Below are 20,872 nucleotides of genomic sequence, written 5' to 3'. Positions count from 1 at the left end.
GCTGAGGCGCAGACGCGGATGTCCCGGGGCTGCGTCGGGTGAACGGCTTCGAGGTCGATCCGGCGTTGCTGCGGTCCGGCGGGGACGCCGTGATCGACGTCGCCCAAGGGTTCATTGGTGAGCTGGAGAGTTTCGAGTCACAGATGCAGGGCTTCGGCGAGCCGTGGGGCGCCGACGACATCGGGTCGCTGATCGGTGTGGCGTACACCATGGTCGCGGCCTGGGTGCTCGACTGCATCGGCGAGGCGGCCGAGGAGATCGGTTCGGCGGGCAGCGACCTGACGCTGATGGCCGACAACTACGAGGCCGCCGAGCAGGACGCGGCCGGCATGATCCGGTCCCTCCGCGGACAACTGGACTGACGGCATGGGACTCCAACTGCCGGGGGAGCTGATCACCGCGCTCGGCTGGCTCGGGTACACCTGGCCCGAGGCCGACGAGGAGAGAATCTTCGAAATGGGCCAGGCTTGGCTTGCCTTCGGCGGTACCGTCGGGGCCACCGCGGGCCGAGCCGGGTCAGCCGCGACCACTGTGTGGTCGCAGCACAGCGCCGAGTCGTTGCAGGCGTTTCAGAAGTGGTGGACGGACGCCGAGAGCGGGCCGGGCACCCTGCCGAGCTACTCCCAGGCGGCGATGCTGGTCGGCACCGGTCTGATGATCTGCGCGGCGATTGTGCTGGCCCTGAAGATTCAGATAATCGTGCAGCTCGCGATTCTGGCGTTTCAGGTGGCGCAGGCCATCGCGACGGCGGTCGCCACCTTCGGCGCTTCACTTCTCGAGATTCCGATCTTCCAGGTGATCATGCGGGAGATCGTTGGCCTGTTGATCGACCAGGTCCTCTCGGAGCTCATGGATGCCTAGCCACAAGCCGAAGAGCTCGAAGCCACGCGGCGACGTGCCGAAGGCGAAGGTCGGCAAGCTGGTGGGCAAGGCGGTCGAGGCCGCCGCCAAGAAGCCGAAGAAGCGGGCCGAGCCGGTGACCCGCAACAACGACCTGCCCGAGTTCGTCCTCAAGGTCAAGCGCAAGTCGTTCTACAAGAAGGGACCCTTCGACCGCAAGGTCAGAGCACTGCAGAAGCTCAGTGACGAGGGCAAGCTGTTCAAGCAGGCCAACCCCGTCGACAAGGACCCCGAGCTCACCAAGGCCTACCGCAAACGCGTCCGGGAGGCAATTTTCGCCAAGTACTGGCCGCCGGGCGGCACAGCCACCGAGGAGGGCAAGGCCATGGCGACCAAGCTTCTGGCCCGCCTGGACTCTCTCGATGTCGATCATGTGTGGGATCCGCAGTTGGGCGGTCCGGACACCGTCGATAATCTGAGGCTTCTGGATTCCGACACGAACCAGGACATGGGCAACGAGTTCTGGCAGGTGATTCGGAAGCTGCCCGACGGAACGCCGATCCGAATAGAGGTGATCCCTTGAATCCCGACTTGCGGGAACTCATCGTGCAGTTGCGCGCCGATCTGGAGGCAGACCAGCCCGCGACGTTGCTGTGGGCGCAGATCAATCAGGGCGCGCCGGCCGACAAGATCTCCGACGATGTGCCGCAGCCGGTTCGGGATCTGCTGGAGGTCGCCGACGGCGTCCGGGCCGGCGACTTCGAGCTGTGGGGCACCGTCCACCTTGACTACCGGCGGGACATGCTCGGCCACATGCCCGAGTTCACCGGAGTGGCCGACGAGCCCGCCGAGTGGTACTACCTCGGCGTCCTGGCCCGGGAACCGGTGCTGCTGCGGCGCGACACCGGGGCCGTCTGGTGGTGCCCGCAGACCAGCAGTGACCCGTTCTATGTGCGGGAGGAGTTCGAGGAGCTGATGCCGAACCTCGAATATTTCCTCGCCGGCTACGTGTTCGGTCCCCTGTACGTCGAGGTGGCAGGCGACGACGAGTGGTGGGGTTTTCTCGACGAGCACGGGCTCACTACCGTGGACGAGGACGACGAGGAACCGGACGAGTGACAGTTACCTACGAGCAGCTCATCGACCTGTGGGGCGCCGACGGGGTGCTGCACTTCCCGGTCGACAGGTTCGATGACATCCTCGGCCCGATCCGGCCGGAGACCTTCCCACCCAACGGCGCCTTCCCGACGGAAGTACCAATCCTGTTCACCGTCGACGTCGCCGTCGAAGGCTTGGAGCTGTTCTCGAAGCTGCGGATCGAGGTCGGCGACGCGGGGCCGCGCACCTACCTCGTCCTGGGTAGCTCTCCCGAGGACAGCCTGATGCTGTTCTGCCTGGACACGCTGGCCGGCGGCGTCGAGTTGCTGGATCTGGAGTCGCCGAACTTCGAGCAGGTCAACACGACATTCGCGGCGTTCGTCGAGTTCCTCTACCGCCTCGGGCAGCTGATCGTGAACGACCCGGGTGGCCGGGAGCGTGCGGCCCGCGCCGCAGCTGTCCGCGCCGACCTGACGATGGTGGACCCGTCCGCGTTCGCCGACCCGGAGGCGTGGTGGAGCGTGGCCTTCGGTCAACTGGAGTCCACCGGCCACTGACGACCGGCCTCAGGACTGAGGGACGCGGACGGTCACAGCCCGCATGAGTGCGCGTATCTCATGCTGAACCACGCGACCATCTGACGACTGCGTGGCACCTGATCGAGCCTCGCCGACCCTCCTGACAGAATTACTGGATTTTTATTAATGATAATCCAATAAATACCTACGACAAAAGGGGCGAAAAGTACGTGCATCATAATGACAGTTCTTGTGCGTAAGGAATGAGGATGGTGTAGATGGCCGGATGAGCCGACCGTCTTTGCCCCGACGGGAAAACGGGTCGCGGGGAGACCTGTCATCCCCGAGCGATCACTACGAGCGGCCGAACGCGGCGCGGCCCTGGGCTACCTCGGCGGCCTCACGTTCACGCCAGCGGCGCTGGGCCTCCCGGTTGCACGTCCGGCAGACCCGACGGTACCGGCCGGTGGCCGGGTCGAGTTCACGGTCGTGGCCGTTGCGGCACTGTGCCGCCTGTGTTCGGTTGCGGCAGGCCTCGGTCCGGCTGACCTGGCGCAGATGTGTCGGCTCGATACAGTCGGCGGCGCCGCAGGTCTGGTCGACGTCGAGGGCCGGGTCGTACCCGCCGACGAGGACGACGTAAGCGGCGATATGCGCCCACGCGCGGCCGGCAACCTTCTGGTGCACCCCGCGTCGCCGCCCGTAACCTTCGATGACCAGGCAGCCGTCCTCGGTGCGGTGTGAGCGCTCCAGCAGGTGAGCGCGCAGCGACTCGTCGGTGTGGTACCGGGACAGACCCTTCACGGTCGAGAGCACCCCGTCACCGTACCCACGTCACGCAGCGTGGCCCAACGATGCCTGACACGCGGGCGTGCCTGCTCGGCGAATGGCCGCGCGCTCCGGCCGGCCGGTAGCCGGCCGTGCTGTCCACACCAGAGCTGCCGTAGCGTCGCCGGGGTGGGTCTGCTGTTGGTGCTGCGCGCTCCGCTGCCGCGTCCGAAGAGCCTGCGTCGGGCTACCCGCGCGCAGCGACGGGAGCGCTATCGCGCCGACGCCGAAGAGTGGGCCACAGCGCGGGAGCGCGGTTTGCTGCTCGACGTGCCGGTGGAGAAGTTGCTGCCGTTGCTGAACGCCGCCGGCGGTAACCGACTTCCGATCCTGGGTCAGCTCGACCCGTGGTCAGATGGCGTACTCGTTCACGATGATCTGCCGCAGCTCGATGCTGACGTCGACTGTCTCGGGGCGGCGGCGGCTGACGACGCGGAGCGTGGGCTGGTGGCGGGGCTGAAGGCGTTGCTGGCGCGTTGGCGTGACGAGCCTGGCCTGACGCTGCACTGGTATGGAGACTGACGGGGAGGCGAGAGCTTGCACAGAGCGAGCTGGGCGAAGCCCTGTCGGCGCCACCGACATACGTCCGGGTCGGTGACGCCGACAACCGTTTCAGGTACGGATGCGGTAGTGCAGGGATGCCACGCCGTTGTTGAATCGGCGATCGCTCAGTAGCTCCAGGCCGAGGCGGGTGCCGCTGGGCAGCGCGGGCTTGCCTCCGCCGGTGACGATGGGGTGGATCAGCAGGTTGCACTCGTCGACCAGCCCGGCCCGGAATGCCTGCGCCGCGAGGTGTGCGCCCCCGATGGTGAGGTCACTGGTGGCCGAGGCTTTCATGGCGCGTACCGAGGCGGGGTCGAAGCTCCCTTCGAGCCGGGTTTTGGCAGTCGACGTCGAGTCCAGCGTGGTGGAGTAGACGACCTTGTCCGCTGTCTGCCAGACGTCGGCGAAGTCGGCCCTCAGCTTCGACCCCGCGGCCAGGGCGGAGTCGGTCTCCCAGACAGCCATCGACTCGTACAGGCGTCGGCCGTAGAGGTAGGTGCCCATGGGCCGCATGAGATCGGTGACGAACGCGAAGTAATCGTCGCTGGGCTGGGCCCAGTCGAAGCGGCCGTGTTCGTCCTCGATGTATCCGTCGAGGGACACATTGGTCACGTAGATCAGCTTGGCCATGGCGCTACACCTCCACGTCGACGGCGACGGCATTCCGCAGTGTGGCATCCAGTTTGGAGAAGGCCTCGTTCCAACCCTGGTTGGCGGGATCGGCCAGCTGCTCGGAGAGCCACTGACGGATCTCGAGTCGCGTCCGTCCATCGGCCTCGTCGTGGAACTCGACCCGCATCCGTGTCTCGTGCGGCTGAAGGCCCTCCGGCAGTTGCCCGGTGACGTGCGCGACGCCGTCGAGCAGTTCGCCGTCGACGACGTCGGTCAGGTCGATGTGGACCTCGACTCGAAGGCCGGGTTGGGACGGGAAGACCTCGATCCACCGCTGGTAGCCGCCAGGGCGGACGTCGAACTTCATCTCCTCGCGGGGCAGTGAGTTGCCGATCGGCCCCCACCATGCCGCCAGGTGGTCCGGGTCGGTGAAAGCGCGGTAGACCAGCTCCCGTGGCGCGTCCACCACGCGTGAGATGACGATTGGCGGCCTGTCGCTGTCCATCAATTCTCCTTGTCGTTTGCCCTGTTCGGGGTTTCCCTGTCGGGAGTTGCAGGTCCGTGGGCCGTGAGATCCGTAGGGTGACCGGCGGCCTGCACGGCCGCGAGGTGGGCGTCGAGGCGGGTGAGGGACGTGTCCCAGATCCGCCGGTACCGCTCGATCCACTCGGCCGCTTCGCGCAGCGGGGCGGCCTCGATGCGACTCATCCGCAACTTCCCCGACCGGGTGCGTGAGATGAGCCCGGCGCGCTCAAGCGCCTTCAGGTGCCGCGACACCGCCGGCATCGAGATCGGAAGCGGAGCGGTGAGCTCGGTGACCGTGGCGTCGCGATCGGCCAGCTCGGCGAGGATCGCCCGTCGAGTCGGGTCGGCGAGCGCCGAGAACACCGCGCTGAGTTGATCGCTGCCAGACACCAGAGCCTCCAGTCACTTAACCAACACGTTAAATGTAGTGCCGGACGAGCGCGTGTCAACACGCCAAGACGTCGCGGGCGACCAGGGTGGGCGGCGCTCTTTCGAGACTGCGGGATTCAGCTCACGGAGATGCGAGGATCAGCTCGGCGACGGCGTCTGGACGGTCGAGCGGCACGAGATGGCCGCTGCGCGCGACGAGGGTTCCCGTCAGATCGTCGCTGACCGGGGCCAACTGGTGGTGCAGGAGGTCGCCGACCGTGTTGCCGCCGACGGCGAGGGTCGGCACGGTCAGCCGTCCCGCCGCGAGGATGGCTGCCGCGTTCTGCTCCGCCGCCCGGTAGTAGCCGAACCCGCGGCGCAGCGCCTCGCGGCCGGTGTACGCGTGGACGAACGCCTCCCGGATCTCCGGCGGCACGCCCCGGCGCTCGTAGGTCCCCGCCGTGAGGAACCAGTCCAGGTATGCGCCCTCGTGACCTTCCAGCACCGTCTCGGCCAGCCCGGGGGCGGAGTGGAAGCCGAACCACCACGGCGGCGTGGCGAAACCGCCCGGCAGGCCGGGCAGCACCGACTCCATGAGGACCAGTCGGCGGACGCGGGTCGGGTGCCGCACGCCCAGCAGGAAGGCGGCGGGTACGCCGGCGTCGAGGGCCACCACATCGGCCTGGTCGACGCCGAGTGCGTCGAGCAGCCCGAGCATGTCGTCGGCACCGGTCGCGGCGTCGAAGCCATCTGCCGCGTGGGCGCTGTCGCCGAGGGCCGCGCAGGTCGGGCGCGATGACCCGACGCTGGCTGGTCAACAGCGGCAGGACGGGACGCCACACCTGCCAGGTGTGCGGCCAACCGTGCATCAGCAGCACCGGCGGTCCGGCACCACCTGGTGAGCTGGAGGTAACCGGGAATCTCTTCAGCCCGGCCTGCCCGACCCGGGAGCTGCTCGACCGGATCGGCGACAAGTGGACGTCGATGCTGATCAAGGTGCTCGCTGACGTCCATCCGGGCGAACTCGGGTTCGCCGAGCTGCGTCGCCGTACGCCCGGGGTGTCGCACAAGATGCTCTCGCAGACCCTGCAGAGCCTGCGCCGTGACGGCCTGGTCACCCGCCGCGTCGAGCCGACCGTGCCGCCGCGCGTCTACTATGCGCTCACCGATCTGGGCGTCTCGTTGGACGCCCCGCTGGCAGCGGTACGCGCCTGGGCTGAGCACCACATGGCGGCCGTTGGTCGGGCCCGCCGCCGTCACGACGATCAGGTGTCCGCCGACCTGACTAGCTGACGTGCGCCCATTCCGGTAGCCAGACCTCGATGTCGGGTGCCTGCACTCGCCGGGAGTCGAGGTGGTCGCGCAGTGCCCGCAGCGCGGGGTGGGGGTTGTCGTCGCGCCAGATGAGTGACATGGGGTAGATGGGCGCCGGGTCCCGCACCGGTACGCGCCGCAGGTCGTAGCTGTCCGGCCACAGGTACCGGGTGCGAACGCCGGCAAGGGTCGCCAGCTCCGCGGAGTCGGCGATCTCGGCCAGCAGCGCCTCGTTACCGAAGACCGGCCCGACCAGGTCGATGGTGAGGCCGAACGCGGCGGCGAGTTCGTCGTAGTAGTCGGCCCATTCGGTGCCGGGGGCCATGCCGGGCATCCAGATCCGGTGCTCGGCGAGTTGCGCGGGCGTGACGGTGCGGGCGTTGGCGAGCGCGTGACGGGGGCCGACGAGTAGCTCGTGGTGCTCGTCGATCACGCGCGTGGTTCTGATCGCGGCGGGCAGGTGACGCGCAGCGACGGTGACGGCGTGGAAGGTGGCGTCGACCGTCCCCGCCTCGGCGGCGGCCATCGCGGCGTGAACGTCGGCGTCGAGGGTGACGACGTCCAGCTCGATGCGGGGATGCGCGCGGTGGAAGTCCTGCAACAGCACCGCCGGTGCGATCCGTCGGCTGTGCACGTCGACGCGCAGTGCCCGTCGGCCGGGGCGTACGGAGGCGTCGGCGCGCGCCTCGGCTCGGAGCAGTTCACGGGCGTGCGGCAGGAAGGTCTGACCGTCGACGGTGAGGTGGGTGCCGCGCGCCGTGCGGGTGAACAGCCGTACCCCGAGGTCCTTCTCCAGTGCGGCGATGCGCTTGGAGACAGCCTGCTGGGTGATCGACAGCGTGGCGGCGGCGTCCTGGAACTGGCCGGCGTCGACGGCGGCGACGAAGGTGCGGACGGCATCGAGATTCACCCGGCAACCCTACTGACACAACGTCTGGTTGTGGCTCGCCGCTCGTGCGGTTGTTTGATCCCGGGTGAGCGGCGTTGCTTTGATCCTCACGGTCAACGCTGAGTTGTCGGGAACGGGGGTGTGGGCGTGTCCGCGAGGCGATCCCTGGGGCGGCGGTTCGGCTGGTTGTGGGCGTCGTACGCGGTCAGCGCCTACGGCTCCGGGCTGGGCTTCGGGGCGTTGCCGTTGATCGCCGTGCTGGTGTTGCAGGCCAGCCCCGCACAGGTCTCCGTGTTGGCCGCGTTGGGGCCGGCGGTGGGCGCGCTGATCGCGTTGCCGCTCGGGCCGTGGGTGGAGTTCCACCGCAAGCGGCGGGTGATGATCGCGATGGACCTGGCCCGGTTCGCGGTCCTGCTGACGATCCCCGTCACGTACGCCCTCGGCCGGCTCAGCTTCGGGCAGTTGCTGGTCGTCTCGGCAGTGGCCGCCACCGCCAAGATCGCCTTCAACACGGCCAGCGGCGCCTTCCTCAAGGCCCTCGTCCGGCCGGACGACCTGCTGGTGGCGAACGCGCGGTTCGAGTCGACGACCTGGAGCGCGATCGCGCTCGGACCGCCGCTGGGCGGGGCGGCAGTGGGACTGTTCGGGCCGGTCGTCACCATCGTGGCCGACGCGCTCAGCTACCTGCTCTCCGCGCTGGGCCTCACCGCCATTCGCGGGCACGAGGACCTCCCGCGGCGCACCGGCGCAGGCCGGATCCGGGCCGGTGAGCTGCTCGACGGCTGGCGGCACCTGCTCACCCATCCCGGCCTGCGGGCGCTCTACCTCAACCAGTTGCTCGTCGCGGGACTGATCATGGCCACCGAGCCGCTGCTGGCCGTGCTCCTGCTCGGCGAGCTGGGCTTTCCGCCCTGGCAGTACGGCCTCGCCTTCGCCGTGCCCTGCGTCGGCGGGCTCATCGGGTCACGCCTGGCCCGTCGGGTGGTGGCACGCTACGGCCAACACCGGATCATCCGCACCCTGGGCACGTTGCGCGCGATCTGGCTGATCGGCCTCGCCTTCGTCCAACCCGGCGTGCTCGGTCTCGCCACGGTGATCGCCGTCGAGTTCGCGATCATCATCAGCATGAGCCTGTACAACCCGGTGCTCGCCACCTACCGCCTTCAGCAGACTCCGAAGGATCGCATCGTCCGTACCCTCTCTGCCTGGTCGATCGGCAGCAGCGCCACCATCGCCACCCTCAGCGCGCTCGGTGGGCTGCTCGCGCAGGCCACCAGCCCTCGTACGGCGATCACGGTCGCCGGGCTGGTGATCTTCGCGAGCCCGTTGCTGCTGCCCCGGCGCCCGAACGCCGATCGACCGGCAGCGGAGCGCTCCGCGCGGGTCTCTACGATCGCGTGATGGCCCAGCCGACCTACCCGATCCGGACCGCACGGCTCGCCCTGCGCCCGGTCACGATCGACGACCTCGACAACGTGTACGCGTTTCAGCGTCGACCCGACGTCGTGCGCTGGATGCTCGGCGCGGAGCCACGTACACGTGAGCAGTCACGGGTGTCGGTGCTCGCCATGGCAGGCGAGGACGCGTGGCGCGCGGAGGGTGACTGCCTGACGGTGGCCGCGGTCGCCGACGCCGGGGTGATCGGGATCGTGGAGTTGGTGTGGCGCAGCCAGTCCGACCGTACGGCCGAACTCGGGTTCGTCTTCCACCCCGACCACGGCGGTCGCGGGTTGGCCACTGAGGCCGCCACCGCCATGCTGGCGTGGGGGTTCGCCGAGTTCGGGCTGCACCGCGTCTACGGCCGGTGCCACTGTCGCAACGCCGCGTCGGCCCGGATGATGACGCGACTCGGCATGCGGCAGGAGGCCCGCCATGTCGAGAGTTACCAGTTCAAGGGGGAGTGGGCCGACCAGCTCGTCTTCGCGATCCTGGCGCACGAGTGGCGGGCCCGGACCCGCACGCCGCCGTCGTGATCGTCTGCCACGGCGACGTGCGGATCAGGTCGACACCTCAGGCCTGGCGGCCGAGCCACTCCCGGTAGGCGGTGGGCGCGATGACGGCGTCGTCCGTGGCGATGAGGACGTCGTTGGGGGCGGCGGCGAACATGCCGGCGCTGTCGTCGGTGGTGACGGTGCGCGTGTCACCGCGGGCGGCGAGGGTGATCCGCCCCAGCTCGTCGAGGGCGAAGACGTCGGGTCCGGCGACGTTGCGGATGCCCTGCAACGGCGCGCCCATGCTGACCTCGGCGACGGCCTGCGCGACGTCGGCCGCGGCGATGGGCTGGACGGGAGCGCTGGGCAGCCGGACGGTGCTGTCGTCGGCCGTCCAGGACATGATCGCCTCGACGAACTCGAAGAACTGGGTGGCGCGGACGATCGAGTACGGAATCGGACCGGCCGTGAGGATCTCCTCCTGGAGGGTCTTGGCGCGGTAGTAGTCCAGGTCGGGCACCTGGTCGACGCCGACGATGGAGAGCACCACCGCGTGGCCGACGCCCGCGCGAGCGGCGGCGGCCAGCAGGTTGTCCATGGTCGTCTGGAAGAAGGCGGGCGAGGCCTCGTCGAAGGTCGGCGAGTTCGTCAGGTTGACGACGACCTCGGCGCCGGAGAGCCCGTCGGACAGGCCCTGTCCGGTGAGCAGGTCCACCCCGGTGGACGGCGAGAGCGGCACCGCCTCGTGCCCCGCGGCCTGCAAGATCTTGACGACCTGTGACCCGATGAGACCGGTCCCGCCCAGTACGGCGATCTTCATGCCCATGCACCTTCCCGTGGATACGTGGTCGTCTGTCCGGCTGAGGTTCAGCCGATACTCGGACCTTCGTTGTCCGGGAACTATACTCGGACATAATAAGTCCGGGTAATGGGGTGGCTAGGGTGACGTCATGAAGATGTCCGGCGGGGTCGAGTGGGCGCTGCACTGCTGCGTGGTGCTCACGGCCAGCCACACGCCCGTGCCGGCGGCCAAGCTGGCTGAGCTGCACGACGTCTCCAGCAGCTACCTCGCCAAGCAGCTCCAGGCGCTGGCCCGCGCCGGCCTGATCCACTCCGTACAGGGCAAGTCGGGCGGCTACGTGCTGACCCGCGCGCCGGCGAGCATCACCCTGCTCGACGTGGTCCGGGCCATTGACGGGCCCGGCCCGTCCTTCGTCTGCACGGAGATCCGCCAGCGCGGCCCCTTCGCGACCCCGGCCGACGCCTGCACCACGCCGTGCCCGGTGTCCCGCGCCATGTGGGCGGCGGAGGACGCGTGGCACCAGGCGCTCGCCGCGGTCACGATCGCCGATCTCGCCCGCGACGTCGACGCCACCTCCGGCCCCGAGGCGCTGGTCGGTATCCAGGCCTGGCTGACCGGCGGAGCCTGACCCGACCCGACGGAGCCGGGTGAACACGGTCAGCCGGTGTGGCGTACCTCGGAGTCCCAGATCTGCGCCCACGGACGCCGCAGCCCCCGGCACACGTGGATCGGGCCGCCGTTCTCGTCGTTCTCCACCTCGACGCGCTGGTCCACCCGCCCGGCGAGGGTGCACTGCTCGAACCAGGTGTTCAGCTGGTCGGGGCGCTCCCAGCCGACGGCGATGACCACGTCCGCGTCGGCGGGCGGCCGACCGAAGTCGACCATGCTGTTGTGCCCGGAGTACGCCCGGGGCAGACCACGGGCCGGCCCGTAGCGGGCCACCGCACCGGCCTCGCCGTAGTTGCCGGTGAGGACGACCGCCCGCGAACGCTCCTGCGGCGGCAGTCCGCGATGGACAGCGGCGAGAGAGTCGGCGAACTCCGGCCAACCGATCGTCTCGCCGGCGTCGTAGTTGACGTCGACCACGAAGCCGGGCAGCCGGTCGGCCGGCAGCACCGGCAGCAGCAGCACGACGTTGGGCAGCAGGAACGGCACCACGCCCAACGCGAGCAACCCCCGACGCCACCAGAGCGAACCGCGCGAGGCCCACGCCACGGTGACCAACGCGCCGGCGGCGGTGAGGACCAGCAACAGCGGCGCGTCGTAGTAACCCTTGCCGCCGGCGATCAGCACGATGCCGACCACTACCAGCCACGCCCAGCCCACCGCCCGGTAGGCCCGCCAGGCCGGCCGGCGCAGCAGCGCGACGAGACCGGCGATCCAGATCGGTACGGCGTACGGGCTGATGATGACGAAGTGGAGGATGAACGCGTCGCGCCGACCACTGTAGGAGCTGTCGCCGTCGGAGATGGACCCGGCCACGCCGAGCTGCGGGAAACCGTTGGTCGCCTGCCAGATCAGGTTCGGCGCGGCCAGCAGCACGGTGATCCCGGCGGCGGCGAGCACCCACCGGTCGCGCAGCAGCCGACGCGGCCCGGCGATGAGCACCCCGGCGACCAGGCCGACGGCCAGCAGCGCCGGCAGCAGCTTGCTGAGCATGCCCACACCGAGCGCCAGCCCGATGCCCAACGCCCAGCGGCTGTCACCGGTGCGCAGCAACCGCACCGCACACCACGCCGCGACCAACCAGACCAGCAGGTCGACGGTGGTGGTGCTGAGCAGGTGACCACTGGCGAGCACGATGCCGGAGAGCGCGGCGAGCACCGCTGCGAAGAGCTGCCCGTCCCGGCCGGCGCCCAACTCCCGGGCGATGGCGGCGACCAGCAGCACCGCGGCGCCGGCCAGCAGCGCCGACGGGGTACGCAGCACCACCAGATTGCCCGGCGCGATCGTGTCGAGCAGCCGGGCCAGCGTCGGGACCAGTGGCCCCTGATCGACGTAGCCCCAGTCGAGGTGCCGGCCGGCGAGCAGGAAGTACAGCTCGTCGCGGTGATAGCCGTAACGACCCGCGAGCAGCAGGAGCGTCACTGTGGTCGCGGCGGCCACCAGCCACGGGCCACGGGCGGGCGCGCCGGGCTCGGGTGGCACCGCCGAGGGCGGCGACTGGGTGGGCCGCTGAGGTCGGTCGATCTCGATCGCGGGCTCGCTCACCCGCTCATGATGACCGGGGGAGTCGCCGCGCGGGTGCCCGTACGGCGTTCGGCACAGTCCCGAATGCGGGTGGTCGGGACGGGTGCGAAGATCGGCTTTGTCACTTGGACCGAAAGGACGATATGCGCTATCGCACTCTGGGCTCCACCGGCACCGTGGTGTCGACCCTGTGTCTGGGCACGATGACCTTCGGCGCGGAGACCGACGAGGCCGGCAGCTTCGCCCAACTGGACCGGTTCGTCGAGGCCGGTGGCACCTTCGTCGACACCGCTGACGTCTACTCCACCGGCATCTCGGAGGACATCATCGGTCGCTGGTTGCGCAGCCGACCCGACGTGCGTGACCGCCTGGTGATCGCCACCAAGGGGCGGTTCCCGATGGGCGCGGGGGCCAACGACGCCGGCCTGTCCCGGGTGCACCTCACCCGCGCCCTGGACGCCAGCCTGCGTCGACTCGGCGTCGAGGCCCTCGACCTGTACCAGGCGCACGCCTGGGATCCGCTGACCCCGCTGCCGGAGACGCTGCGGTTCTTCGACGACGCGGTCAGCGCCGGCAAGATCCGCTACGCGGGGGTCAGCAACTTCACCGGTTGGCAGTTGCAGAAGGCCGCCCTGCTCACCCAGCACCTCAACCTCACCCCGATCGTGACCCTGCAACCGCAGTACAACCTGCTGGCCCGGGAGATCGAGTTCGAGTTGGTGCCGGTCTGCGAGAACGAGGGCATCGGCATCCTGCCGTGGTCACCTCTGGGCGGCGGGTGGCTGACCGGCAAGTACCAGCGCGACAGCACGCCCACCGGCGCGACGCGGCTCGGCGAGAACCCACAGCGCGGCGTCGAGGCGTACGCGGGTCGCAACGCCGAGGAACGCACCTGGCGGGTGCTCGACGCGGTCCGCCAGATCGCCGAGGACCGGGGCGTGTCCATGTCGGCGGTGTCGCTGGCCTGGCTGGTGGCGCGACCGGCGGTCACCTCGGTGATCCTCGGCGCGCGAACCACCGAGCAGCTCGACGACAACCTGACCGCCGGCAACCTGGTCCTCGACGCCGAGCAGATGCGGTTGCTGGACGAGGCGAGCGCCCCGCTGGTGGGCGACTACCCGTATGGCGGCGCGGGTGTGCGCCAGCGCGCCCGTGACCTGCCGACCGGGTCATGACCGCGTTCCCCGAGCCCACCCACCCGGCCGGCAGCCGCACCGAGGTCTTCCTGCGCTACCTGGACTACTTCCGGGAGTCCGTGGTGGACAAGGTGTCCGCGCTGGCCGAGCCGGAGCTGCGGCGCAGCCGGCTGCCGTCCGGGTGGACCCCACTGGAACTGCTCACACACCTGCGCCACGTCGAACGGCGCTGGATCGAGTGGGGTTTCCAGGGGCGGGACGTCACCGAGCCGTGGGGCGACCGCCGCGACGACCGCTGGTACGTCGGCCCCGACGAGACGCGCGCGGATCTGGTGGCTGCGCTGCGGGCGCAGGGCGCGCACACCACAGCGGTGGTGACGGCGCACGACCTGGCCGAGATCGGTGCGCCGGGCCCGCGCTGGACAGGCGCGGACCCGGCGTCGCTGGAGCGGGTGCTGTTCCACCTGGTGCAGGAGTACGCCCGCCACCTGGGTCACCTGGACGTGGTCGCCGAACTCGCGGGCGGCCCGACCGGAGAGTGAGGCCGCCGGCTCGATAATGGGCTGATGCCGCTGCTCGTCGCACCAGCCCTGTCCGCCGGGAGCCTCGCCGCTCAGGAGCAACCCCACCTTCCGGTACGCCCCGGGCTGGCCCTGCGGCCGTGGCGCGACGACGACGCCCCGGCCGTCCGGGCCGCCTTCGACTGTCCGGCGATCCAGCGATGGCACGTGCGCCGTCTCGACAGTGGCGATGAGGCGCGGGCCTGGACGGGGCAGTGGGCCCGCCGCTGGCACGACGAGACGGCCGCCAGTTGGGCCGTCGTCGACGCCGACGACCGGCCTGTCGGTCAGATCGGGTTGCGCGGTGTGCTGTTGACCGAGGCGTCGGCGCAGCTGTCGTACTGGTTGGTGCCCGCCGCGCGTGGTCGGCGCATCGCCACCGAGGCGCTGGGGGCGCTCACCCGGTGGAGTTTCACGCGGGCCGGTCTGCACCGACTGGCCCTGGAGCACTCGACGGCCAACGCGGCGTCCTGCCGGGTCGCCACGCGGGCCGGCTTTCCGGTGGAGGGCGTAGCCCGGGGGTCGGTTCGCCACGCCGACGGCTGGCACGACATGCACCTGCACGCACGGCTGCGCACCGACGGCCCGATCTGATCGCCCGACTTACTCGATGGTCGACGCGGATGGTGTCGGCGTCGCGCCATCCTTCTCGGCGCGTCGTATCGCCCTCGGCAGTCGCAGCGCGACGACGCCGGTGGCGACCAGTCCGCCGACGCCCGCGACCATCAGGGTCACCGGGGCGGAGGTGGCGTCCAACAGGACGCCACCGGCGAGGTAGGACGTCGCGGCGGCGACCCCGATCGCGCCGTACAGATTGCCGAAGACCCTGCCGAGCATGCCCGCTGGCACCGTGCGTTGCAGCAGCGTGCTGGAGGCGACGTCCATGGCCGCCAACCCGAAACCACGGACGGCTTGCAGGGCGATCGCGGCCGCGACGGCCCAGGCGAGCCCGGTCAGCAGGTTGCCGACACTGCTGACGGCGAAGCCCGCGATCAGCAGGAGCGGCATCGACGCCCGGGAGCCCCACCTGGACAACATGGCGTAGCCGGCCACCAGTCCGACACCGACCGCCCCCAGCAGCAGCCCGACAGCGGATTCACCGACGTGGAAGGTCTCCTGGGCCAGCAGCACCAGGGCCACGTCGTCGACCCCGTTGAAGGCGACCACCGCAGTGAAGCCAAGGAAGATCACCCGCACCGTGGGAACACTCAACAGATAACCGATGCCCGCTCTGGCCTGTCGCAGCAGGGACGGCTGGCGCCCGTCGCCGGTTGCCGCCGGAAGTGACGGGAGCGTCGCGAGCAGCACGGCCGAGACCAGGAACGACACGGCGTCGACGAGCAGCACACCGCGCAGTCCGACCAACGGGAACAGGGCCGCGGCGAGCAGCGGGCCGACCGCCTCTGCCGCGTTGGAGCCGAACCCGAGGGTGGAGTTGGCGGTCTCCAGGTCACGGTCACCGACCAGTGCGGGCACCGCCGCCCGAGACGCCGGTTGAAAGAGCTGCGACGCTGTGGCGCGAATCGCGACGAGAGCCAGCAGCATCGGCAGCGAGGGCATTGTCAGCACGATGACCAGCAGGACCACAGCTTGGATGAGTTCGCAGACGATCATCAACCGTCGGAGATTGAGCCGATCGACGAGGGCGCCAGTGAAGGGACCCAGCAGAGATGGAGCGAAATCCCCGACAAGGAGCAGAAGCGCGACTGCCAGCCCCTTACCCGTCGTCTCGGCCACGTGGAAGATCAGCGCGACGAGGCTGAGTGAATCGCCCGCGTACGAGACGAGCCTCGCCGAGAAGAGGGCTCGAAATGGCCTGTTGCGGCGAAGCAGCTGGGTGGGACGCAACGGCGCAGCTTCTGCCGTGGCGGACGCTGCGCCGGACATCTCGAACTTCCCCTGTCGCTGAGGGCTGCGGTGCGGCGTCGTGCTGCCGATACCCGGGACGGGTGAACCAGCCTGTGGGTGAAGGTAGCCATCGAAGCGTCGGTGAGCGCGGTATTTACGGTTGTCGGGGAGCTGATTCAGGAAGCGATCGGGACGTTGGCGCCAACAGCACCCCCGACCGCGTGCGAACGACGTCGTCGAACTCCGCCCCGCGCGAATCCCTCATCTGACCTCCCGGCCTCGTCAACCAGCAAGACACCACATCGGCTTGCGAGGTTGACGCGTACAGACCCCTGGAGGTGGCTGACGACCGCCTCAGCGGGTCTCCGCCCAGCCGACGAAACGCGGGGTCAGATCGCCATCGCCGACATGCCGGACGGGTCGCGGGTCGCGCATGTCGACAGCGCGGCACGGGCGCAGATCCTCGATCAAACGTCGGATCTTGTTAGCCTGGAACGACGGTGGGAGCGTATTCGCGGCGAGGCCCTGCCCCGAGCGCGTTCGTTGGAACTTCTCAGAAAAGCGGCGGCATCATGGACATGACCGGTGCGCGGTGGCGGAAGAGCACGAAGAGCGGCGGCAACGGTGGCAACTGTGTCGAGGTCGCCGACAACCTTCCGGGCGTGGTCCTCGTGCGTGACACGAAGGACCGCGACGGCGCGACGCTGACGTTCAGCCCCCAGTCGTGGCGTGGCTTCGTGGCGGTGGTCCGCGACGCCGGCTGACCGACCACATCGCGACGAAGGCTCCCGGCGTCGACTGGGAGCCTTCGTTGTGAGTGGGCCCGGTCGTCGGCCGCCGGGCACCGACGATCGATCTGATCAACGGACGCCGGCGGGGTCGGCCGGTTGCGGTTGTGGCGTCGCCGGCCAGGTGAGACGGCGTACGCCGGGAACGAGGGCGGTGCCCGCGCAGGAGGCGAGGACCAGCAGGCCGGCCACGGCCAGCGGGACGGGTGCGCCGAACGCGTCGGCGGCCAACGGCGCCAGTGCGTAGCCCAGCGGCATGGCGCCCAGCGACACCAGCCAGTCGTACGAGGTGACCCGGGCCAGGACCTCCGGCGGGAAGTGGTGCTGCACGACGGTCTCCCACACCGGGTTGAGGTAACCGAGGGCGGTCAGCGCCACCGCGTAGGCGGCGATCACCGCGGGGGCGGGCGCGGCGACGGCGAGCAGGAACAGCGGCGCGGCGTAGCAGGCCAGCCCGAGGTTGGCCAGCAGCACCGGCCGGTGCAGCCGGACCCGCCCGGCCAGCAGCGAACCGGTCAGCATCCCGATCGCGCCGGCCTGTAACAGCAGCACCCAGGTCGTCTCGCCGCCCAGGCGGTCGATGGCCACGGCCGGCCCGAGGGTCATCAGCACAGCGGCGGCGCCGTTCCACACGCCGTGCCCGAGCAGGCTGGTCCAGAACCAGTCGCGGGCGCGCACCTCACCGAAGCCGTGCCGCAGGTCGGCGAGGACGGAACGGCGAGGCACCGGCACGTGACGGACCCGCACCAGCGCGAGCAGTGCGGCGCTGAGCGCGAACGACGCGCCGTCCAGGATGAACGCCCAGCCCGGCCCGGCGGCCCAGATCAGCGCGCCGGCCAGCGCCGGACCGGCGAGGCGGCTGGTGTTGGCGGTGATCCCCATCAGGGCGTTGGCCCGCTGCCGGTTGGCCGGTTCGACGGTGCCGGCGACCAGCGGGGATGCGGTCGGAATGGCGAACGCCGAGGCGGTGCCGCCGAGTGCGGACGCCACCACCACTGTGGTCAGTGACGGGTCGCCGTCGAGCAGCTCCACGCCGACCGCGAGCTGCGTCGCGCAGCGGACCAGGTCGGCCAGGAGGGCGACCCGGCGGGCGTCGAACCGGTCGGCCACCACACCGCCGAACGGCAGGAAAACCAGCCGGGGGACGACCGCCGCGGCGAGGACGACGGCCAGCGCGCCGGTGGAGCCGGTGGCCCGCAGCACGGCCAGCGCCAGTGCGGCGGGCACGACCGCGTCGCCGAGGGCGGAGATCGTGCGGCCCAGGAACAGCAGCCGGAAGGAGTGGTCGCGCAGAGGGTGAGCCATGGCCACAACATACTTCGGCATCGAATATTTCGGCAATGAATATTTCGGCGTTGAGGTAAGCTGGCACGGTGACCGCCACTCCGGACGCCGTCGACCGGCACATCGAGCGTTGGCTGCCCGTGGTGCCCGACCTCGACGCGGACGTCGAGGGGGCGGTGACCAGGATGATCCGAGTGACCCGGCATCTGCGGGCGGTCAAGGAGCGGGTCCTGGTCGACCTCGACCTGCCGGCCCACGAGTACGACACCCTGCACGCCCTGGCCGGTCGCGGTGGCCGGGCCGCACCCTCCGACCTCGCCGCGGACCTCACGATGGCCCCCGCCTCGATCACCGCGCGGGTGGACGCGCTGCTGCGGCGGGGCTTCGTACGCCGACTTCCGTCGACAGTCGACCGTCGACGTGTCGACGTGGAGCTCACCGAGGCGGGCCAGGCCGCATGGCGCGGGGCGATGGAGGTTCAGGGCGCCGAGGAGCACCGCCTGCTCGGCGCGCTCACCGCGACCGAGCGGCGACACCTCTCCGACCTGCTGCGCCGGGTGCTGCTCGTCGCCGAGCAGCCACAGAGCGCGCCGCAGACCGACTGAGCGGACTGCCGACCGGCTGGGCGGGCAGGAAATCGCCTGGCGGTCCGCGTACCGCTGATGCAAGGGTGACCGGCGTGACTGCGCATGTGCTGGCCGGGGCCCTAGCCGACGACGGACGGCGACGGATCTTCGCGGCGATCGTGCTGGGTGCGACCAGCGCGACCGAGGTCGCCGAGCGGACCGGCCTGCCGGCGCGGACGGTGCACACCGGGCTCCGCCGGCTCCACGACGCGGGCCTCGTGACCGGCGCGGACGGCGCGCTCGCGGCCGACGAGGCGTCGCTACGGGCAACCGCGCGCGACAGCCGCCCGGCCGACGACGCCGAACCCGGCGTCGACCCGGTGCTGCGGACCTTCCTGCGCGCGGGCGTCCTGGTGGGCCTGCCCGCGCAGCGGGGCCGACGGCGGGTTCTGCTCGCGCACATCGCCGAGCAGTCGTTCGAGCCGGGCAGCCGCTATCCGGAGCGGGCCGTCGACGACGCGCTCAAGCCGTGGTGCGCCGCCGGCGGGTCGGATCACGCGACGCTGCGCCGGTATCTGATCGACGAGCAGTTGCTCACCCGCGAGCACGGCGTCTACCAGCGGCTCTGATCGTCCGTCGCGCGAACAGTCTCGTCGCGGAGGATCTTGCTAGCCTCGGCACATGACCTCCTGCACGCCCTCCGATGGCCCGCCGGACCTGTTGTTCCTGCTCTCCTGGGCGAGTCACGCGTTGCAGACCGAGCACGCCGCCGGGCTGGCCGAGCTGGGCATCTCGCCGCGGGCGCACTACGTGCTGGCACAGGCCCGCACCGGTGACCTGACCCAACGGGAGATCGGCGAGCGGTGCGGTGTGGACAAGACCACGATGGTGGTGACGCTCGACCAGTTGGAACGGGCCGGGCTGGCCGAGCGCCGTCCGGTGCCGACGGACCGGCGTGCCCGGCTGGTCGCTGTGACTCCGGCGGGGGAGCAGGTGCTGCGGCAAGCGCAACAGGTGGTCCGGCGCATCCAGGACGACCTGCTGGCAACCCTGCCCGAGCAGGACCGGGAGGTGTTCCTGCGGGCTCTCCTGGGGCTGGTGAGCGGACCACTGGCCAACACCTCCCCGTACGCGCCGGGGGCTCGCTCCGGCTGTTAGTTCCGGAACAGATAGTTCTGAACAAGACTATCTGTTACGGTCGTACTCGTTCGTTTCCCCTGAACGAGGAGCCGTCATGAGTGCTGCCACCGTCACGACCCCCACCACCTCACCACTGCGCCGACGCGCCCTCGGCGTCGCCGTCGCCGTCGTGGCACCCCTGGCCATCTGGGCGATCGGCGCGCTGGCCGGAGTCGACTACACCGTCGAGAGCCCGGGCCAGCCCGCCACTGTCATCGGGGCCGGCGCGATCGTCATGATCGCCCTGGGATCCGCTCTGCTCGGCTGGGCGGCGCTGGCGCTGCTGGAGCGGTTCGCCAGCCGGGTTGCCCGTCCGGTCTGGATCTCGCTGGCCATCGTGGTGACGGTGCTGTCCTTCGTTCCGCTGTTCGGCGTCGAGGCCACCGGCGGCGCCAAACTGGCCCTGGGCGCGACGCACGTGGCCGTGGCGGTCGCGCTGATCGCGCTGCTGCCCCGCCCCCGCCGGTAAACGGCGGGCTACCGGATAAAGCCGTTGACCGGGCGGCGATGATCAACAGGTGACCATTACCGCCCGGTCCGCCTGGGTGACCAACACCAGCCGGCCCGACCAACCCGACGCGGCGCTGCTGCTGCGCGAGTACGTGAGCGAGATGGTGGTTCGCTATCACCGTCGCCCCACCCTGCCCGGCGAGGTCGACGCGGCACTGGCCGAACTGCCCAGCGACGACCTGGCCGCGCCGAGCGGGCTGCTCCTGCTCGCGCACCACGGCACCGACCTGGCCGGCTGCGCCGGGCTGCGCTGGCAACCGGGCTGGGCCGAGCTGACGCGGGTGTTCATCCGCTCCGAGCATCGCGGCGCCGGTGGGGGCGCCGCGCTGCTCGCCGCCGTCGAGGAGCGGGCCCGCAGGGCCGGGGCGGACCGGATCCGGCTCGACACCCGGCACGACCTGGTCGAGGCCCGCGCCCTGTACGCCCGGCACGGCTACGCCGAGATCCCGGCGTACTCGCGAGGCCCCTACGCCGAGCACTGGTTCGAGAAGCAGTTGACGTTCGCCTCCGAACGCGCTAAATAAGAAGAGGAAGTTGAGTCG

Annotated in this window: 29 protein-coding genes and 1 pseudogene; 20 read left to right on the top strand and 10 right to left on the bottom strand. The window is 70.3% G+C overall.

Features of this window, described 5'->3' with window-relative positions; genetic code table 11:
• The first annotated feature begins 38 nt into the window (after positions 1 to 38).
• The 5 genes from ABZS40_RS08510 to ABZS40_RS08490 are packed head-to-tail and all read left to right on the top strand — an operon-like array spanning position 39 to position 2,495.
• Complete coding sequence (locus tag ABZS40_RS08510) at positions 39 to 362, top strand: hypothetical protein (RefSeq protein ID WP_354942684.1); 324 nt, start codon at positions 39 to 41, stop codon at positions 360 to 362.
• A gap of 4 nt (positions 363 to 366) precedes the next feature.
• Positions 367 to 861, top strand: coding sequence for a hypothetical protein (locus ABZS40_RS08505; RefSeq protein WP_354942683.1), 495 nt, complete (start codon positions 367 to 369; stop codon positions 859 to 861).
• Complete coding sequence (locus ABZS40_RS08500; protein WP_354942682.1) at positions 854 to 1,423, top strand: endonuclease; 570 nt, start codon at positions 854 to 856, stop codon at positions 1,421 to 1,423. Before ABZS40_RS08505 ends, ABZS40_RS08500 begins: the two co-directional genes overlap by 8 nt.
• Entirely contained in the window at positions 1,420 to 1,959 is a 540-nt protein-coding gene (locus ABZS40_RS08495; RefSeq protein WP_354942681.1) for a hypothetical protein, read from the top strand. Before ABZS40_RS08500 ends, ABZS40_RS08495 begins: the two co-directional genes overlap by 4 nt.
• Positions 1,956 to 2,495: an SUKH-4 family immunity protein gene (locus ABZS40_RS08490; protein WP_354942680.1), complete on the top strand. Its 540-nt coding sequence runs from the start codon at positions 1,956 to 1,958 to the stop codon at positions 2,493 to 2,495. Before ABZS40_RS08495 ends, ABZS40_RS08490 begins: the two co-directional genes overlap by 4 nt.
• A 315-nt stretch (positions 2,496 to 2,810) precedes the next feature.
• On the opposite strand, the gene ABZS40_RS08485 is transcribed toward ABZS40_RS08490, so the two are convergent.
• Positions 2,811 to 3,272 (bottom strand): HNH endonuclease, encoded by a 462-nt coding sequence (locus ABZS40_RS08485; RefSeq protein ID WP_354942679.1) that lies wholly within the window; start codon positions 3,270 to 3,272, stop codon positions 2,811 to 2,813.
• A 141-nt stretch (positions 3,273 to 3,413) separates the two neighbouring features.
• On the opposite strand from ABZS40_RS08485, the gene ABZS40_RS08480 reads away from it, so the two are divergent.
• Positions 3,414 to 3,806, top strand: a complete 393-nt coding sequence (locus ABZS40_RS08480) for a hypothetical protein (RefSeq protein ID WP_354942678.1) — start codon at positions 3,414 to 3,416, stop codon at positions 3,804 to 3,806.
• Positions 3,807 to 3,896: 90 nt separating this feature from the next.
• Here the strand turns inward: ABZS40_RS08480 and ABZS40_RS08475 are convergent, their stop codons facing one another.
• The 4 genes and pseudogenes from ABZS40_RS08475 to ABZS40_RS08460 form a co-directional block, all read right to left on the bottom strand.
• The gene (locus ABZS40_RS08475; protein ID WP_354942677.1) at positions 3,897 to 4,457 is read right to left on the bottom strand and encodes a dihydrofolate reductase family protein; all 561 of its coding nucleotides are present in this window, start codon (positions 4,455 to 4,457) and stop codon (positions 3,897 to 3,899) included.
• Between the two features lie 4 nt (positions 4,458 to 4,461).
• A complete protein-coding gene (locus ABZS40_RS08470) occupies positions 4,462 to 4,944 on the bottom strand; it encodes an SRPBCC domain-containing protein (RefSeq protein WP_354942676.1) in 483 nt (160 codons plus the stop codon).
• A complete protein-coding gene (locus tag ABZS40_RS08465; RefSeq protein WP_354942675.1) occupies positions 4,944 to 5,354 on the bottom strand; it encodes a metalloregulator ArsR/SmtB family transcription factor in 411 nt (136 codons plus the stop codon). Before ABZS40_RS08465 ends, ABZS40_RS08470 begins: the two co-directional genes overlap by 1 nt.
• 121 nt (positions 5,355 to 5,475) lie before the next feature.
• Positions 5,476 to 6,202, bottom strand: a pseudogene (locus tag ABZS40_RS08460) (alpha/beta hydrolase).
• Here ABZS40_RS08460 and ABZS40_RS08455 point away from each other — a divergent pair.
• Entirely contained in the window at positions 6,183 to 6,626 is a 444-nt protein-coding gene (locus ABZS40_RS08455) for a helix-turn-helix domain-containing protein (RefSeq protein ID WP_354942674.1), read from the top strand. The pseudogene ABZS40_RS08460 and the gene ABZS40_RS08455 sit on opposite strands and share 20 nt — an antisense overlap.
• Here the strand turns inward: ABZS40_RS08455 and ABZS40_RS08450 are convergent.
• Complete coding sequence (locus ABZS40_RS08450) at positions 6,619 to 7,557, bottom strand: LysR family transcriptional regulator (RefSeq protein WP_354942673.1); 939 nt, start codon at positions 7,555 to 7,557, stop codon at positions 6,619 to 6,621. The genes ABZS40_RS08455 and ABZS40_RS08450 overlap by 8 nt on opposite strands.
• 126 nt (positions 7,558 to 7,683) lie before the next feature.
• On the opposite strand from ABZS40_RS08450, the gene ABZS40_RS08445 reads away from it, so the two are divergent.
• The gene (locus ABZS40_RS08445) at positions 7,684 to 8,937 is read left to right on the top strand and encodes an MFS transporter (protein WP_354942672.1); all 1,254 of its coding nucleotides are present in this window, start codon (positions 7,684 to 7,686) and stop codon (positions 8,935 to 8,937) included.
• Positions 8,937 to 9,509, top strand: coding sequence for a GNAT family N-acetyltransferase (locus ABZS40_RS08440; protein WP_354942671.1), 573 nt, complete (start codon positions 8,937 to 8,939; stop codon positions 9,507 to 9,509). The genes ABZS40_RS08445 and ABZS40_RS08440 overlap by 1 nt, the downstream gene beginning before the upstream one ends.
• A gap of 37 nt (positions 9,510 to 9,546) precedes the next feature.
• Here ABZS40_RS08440 and ABZS40_RS08435 read toward each other — a convergent pair whose 3' ends face one another.
• Entirely contained in the window at positions 9,547 to 10,287 is a 741-nt protein-coding gene (locus ABZS40_RS08435; protein WP_354942670.1) for an NAD(P)H-binding protein, read from the bottom strand.
• Between the two features lie 130 nt (positions 10,288 to 10,417).
• On the opposite strand from ABZS40_RS08435, the gene ABZS40_RS08430 reads away from it, so the two are divergent.
• Positions 10,418 to 10,897: an Rrf2 family transcriptional regulator gene (locus ABZS40_RS08430; protein ID WP_354942669.1), complete on the top strand. Its 480-nt coding sequence runs from the start codon at positions 10,418 to 10,420 to the stop codon at positions 10,895 to 10,897.
• Between the two features lie 29 nt (positions 10,898 to 10,926).
• On the opposite strand, the gene ABZS40_RS08425 is transcribed toward ABZS40_RS08430, so the two are convergent.
• Positions 10,927 to 12,480: a glycosyltransferase family 39 protein gene (locus ABZS40_RS08425; RefSeq protein ID WP_354942668.1), complete on the bottom strand. Its 1,554-nt coding sequence runs from the start codon at positions 12,478 to 12,480 to the stop codon at positions 10,927 to 10,929.
• Between the two features lie 122 nt (positions 12,481 to 12,602).
• On the opposite strand from ABZS40_RS08425, the gene ABZS40_RS08420 reads away from it, so the two are divergent.
• Genes ABZS40_RS08420 through ABZS40_RS08410 form a run of 3 tightly spaced genes read left to right on the top strand, consistent with a single transcriptional unit; the run spans position 12,603 to position 14,749 of the window.
• The gene (locus ABZS40_RS08420) at positions 12,603 to 13,634 is read left to right on the top strand and encodes an aldo/keto reductase (RefSeq protein ID WP_354942667.1); all 1,032 of its coding nucleotides are present in this window, start codon (positions 12,603 to 12,605) and stop codon (positions 13,632 to 13,634) included.
• Complete coding sequence (locus ABZS40_RS08415) at positions 13,631 to 14,137, top strand: DinB family protein (RefSeq protein ID WP_354942666.1); 507 nt, start codon at positions 13,631 to 13,633, stop codon at positions 14,135 to 14,137. Before ABZS40_RS08420 ends, ABZS40_RS08415 begins: the two co-directional genes overlap by 4 nt.
• A gap of 24 nt (positions 14,138 to 14,161) precedes the next feature.
• Positions 14,162 to 14,749 carry a GNAT family N-acetyltransferase gene (locus tag ABZS40_RS08410; RefSeq protein WP_354942665.1) on the top strand — a complete coding sequence of 196 codons (588 nt, stop codon included), beginning with the start codon at positions 14,162 to 14,164 and terminating at the stop codon, positions 14,747 to 14,749.
• Positions 14,750 to 14,758: 9 nt separating this feature from the next.
• Here the strand turns inward: ABZS40_RS08410 and ABZS40_RS08405 are convergent, their stop codons facing one another.
• The gene (locus ABZS40_RS08405; RefSeq protein WP_354942664.1) at positions 14,759 to 16,003 is read right to left on the bottom strand and encodes an MFS transporter; all 1,245 of its coding nucleotides are present in this window, start codon (positions 16,001 to 16,003) and stop codon (positions 14,759 to 14,761) included.
• Positions 16,004 to 16,345: 342 nt separating this feature from the next.
• On the opposite strand from ABZS40_RS08405, the gene ABZS40_RS08400 reads away from it, so the two are divergent.
• Positions 16,346 to 16,585 (top strand): Scr1 family TA system antitoxin-like transcriptional regulator, encoded by a 240-nt coding sequence (locus ABZS40_RS08400; protein ID WP_354942830.1) that lies wholly within the window; start codon positions 16,346 to 16,348, stop codon positions 16,583 to 16,585.
• Positions 16,576 to 16,767: a DUF397 domain-containing protein gene (locus ABZS40_RS08395; protein WP_354942663.1), complete on the top strand. Its 192-nt coding sequence runs from the start codon at positions 16,576 to 16,578 to the stop codon at positions 16,765 to 16,767. The genes ABZS40_RS08400 and ABZS40_RS08395 overlap by 10 nt, the downstream gene beginning before the upstream one ends.
• A 96-nt stretch (positions 16,768 to 16,863) precedes the next feature.
• Here the strand turns inward: ABZS40_RS08395 and ABZS40_RS08390 are convergent, their stop codons facing one another.
• On the bottom strand, positions 16,864 to 18,096 hold the full coding sequence (locus ABZS40_RS08390) for an MFS transporter (protein WP_354942662.1): 1,233 nt from the start codon (positions 18,094 to 18,096) through the stop codon (positions 16,864 to 16,866).
• 68 nt (positions 18,097 to 18,164) lie between these two features.
• Between ABZS40_RS08390 and ABZS40_RS08385 the strand changes: the two genes are divergently transcribed.
• The 5 genes from ABZS40_RS08385 to ABZS40_RS08365 all read left to right on the top strand — a co-directional run bounded on the left by ABZS40_RS08385 (position 18,165) and on the right by ABZS40_RS08365 (position 20,854).
• On the top strand, positions 18,165 to 18,680 hold the full coding sequence (locus ABZS40_RS08385; RefSeq protein ID WP_354942661.1) for a MarR family transcriptional regulator: 516 nt from the start codon (positions 18,165 to 18,167) through the stop codon (positions 18,678 to 18,680).
• Between the two features lie 74 nt (positions 18,681 to 18,754).
• On the top strand, positions 18,755 to 19,270 hold the full coding sequence (locus tag ABZS40_RS08380) for a DUF2087 domain-containing protein (RefSeq protein WP_354942660.1): 516 nt from the start codon (positions 18,755 to 18,757) through the stop codon (positions 19,268 to 19,270).
• Between the two features lie 52 nt (positions 19,271 to 19,322).
• The gene (locus tag ABZS40_RS08375) at positions 19,323 to 19,799 is read left to right on the top strand and encodes a MarR family winged helix-turn-helix transcriptional regulator (RefSeq protein WP_354942659.1); all 477 of its coding nucleotides are present in this window, start codon (positions 19,323 to 19,325) and stop codon (positions 19,797 to 19,799) included.
• 76 nt (positions 19,800 to 19,875) lie between these two features.
• On the top strand, positions 19,876 to 20,289 hold the full coding sequence (locus ABZS40_RS08370; RefSeq protein ID WP_354942658.1) for a DUF6069 family protein: 414 nt from the start codon (positions 19,876 to 19,878) through the stop codon (positions 20,287 to 20,289).
• 49 nt (positions 20,290 to 20,338) lie between these two features.
• Positions 20,339 to 20,854: a GNAT family N-acetyltransferase gene (locus ABZS40_RS08365; protein WP_354942657.1), complete on the top strand. Its 516-nt coding sequence runs from the start codon at positions 20,339 to 20,341 to the stop codon at positions 20,852 to 20,854.
• The last annotated feature ends 18 nt before the right edge of the window (positions 20,855 to 20,872 follow it).

The sequence above is a fragment of the Micromonospora sp. NPDC005324 genome (assembly GCF_040607155.1).
Classification (GTDB): Bacteria; Actinomycetota; Actinomycetes; order Mycobacteriales; family Micromonosporaceae; genus Micromonospora; species Micromonospora trifolii.
The sequence above is the reverse complement of the archived record's forward strand: the minus strand, read 5'-3'. Positions and strand labels throughout refer to the sequence as shown.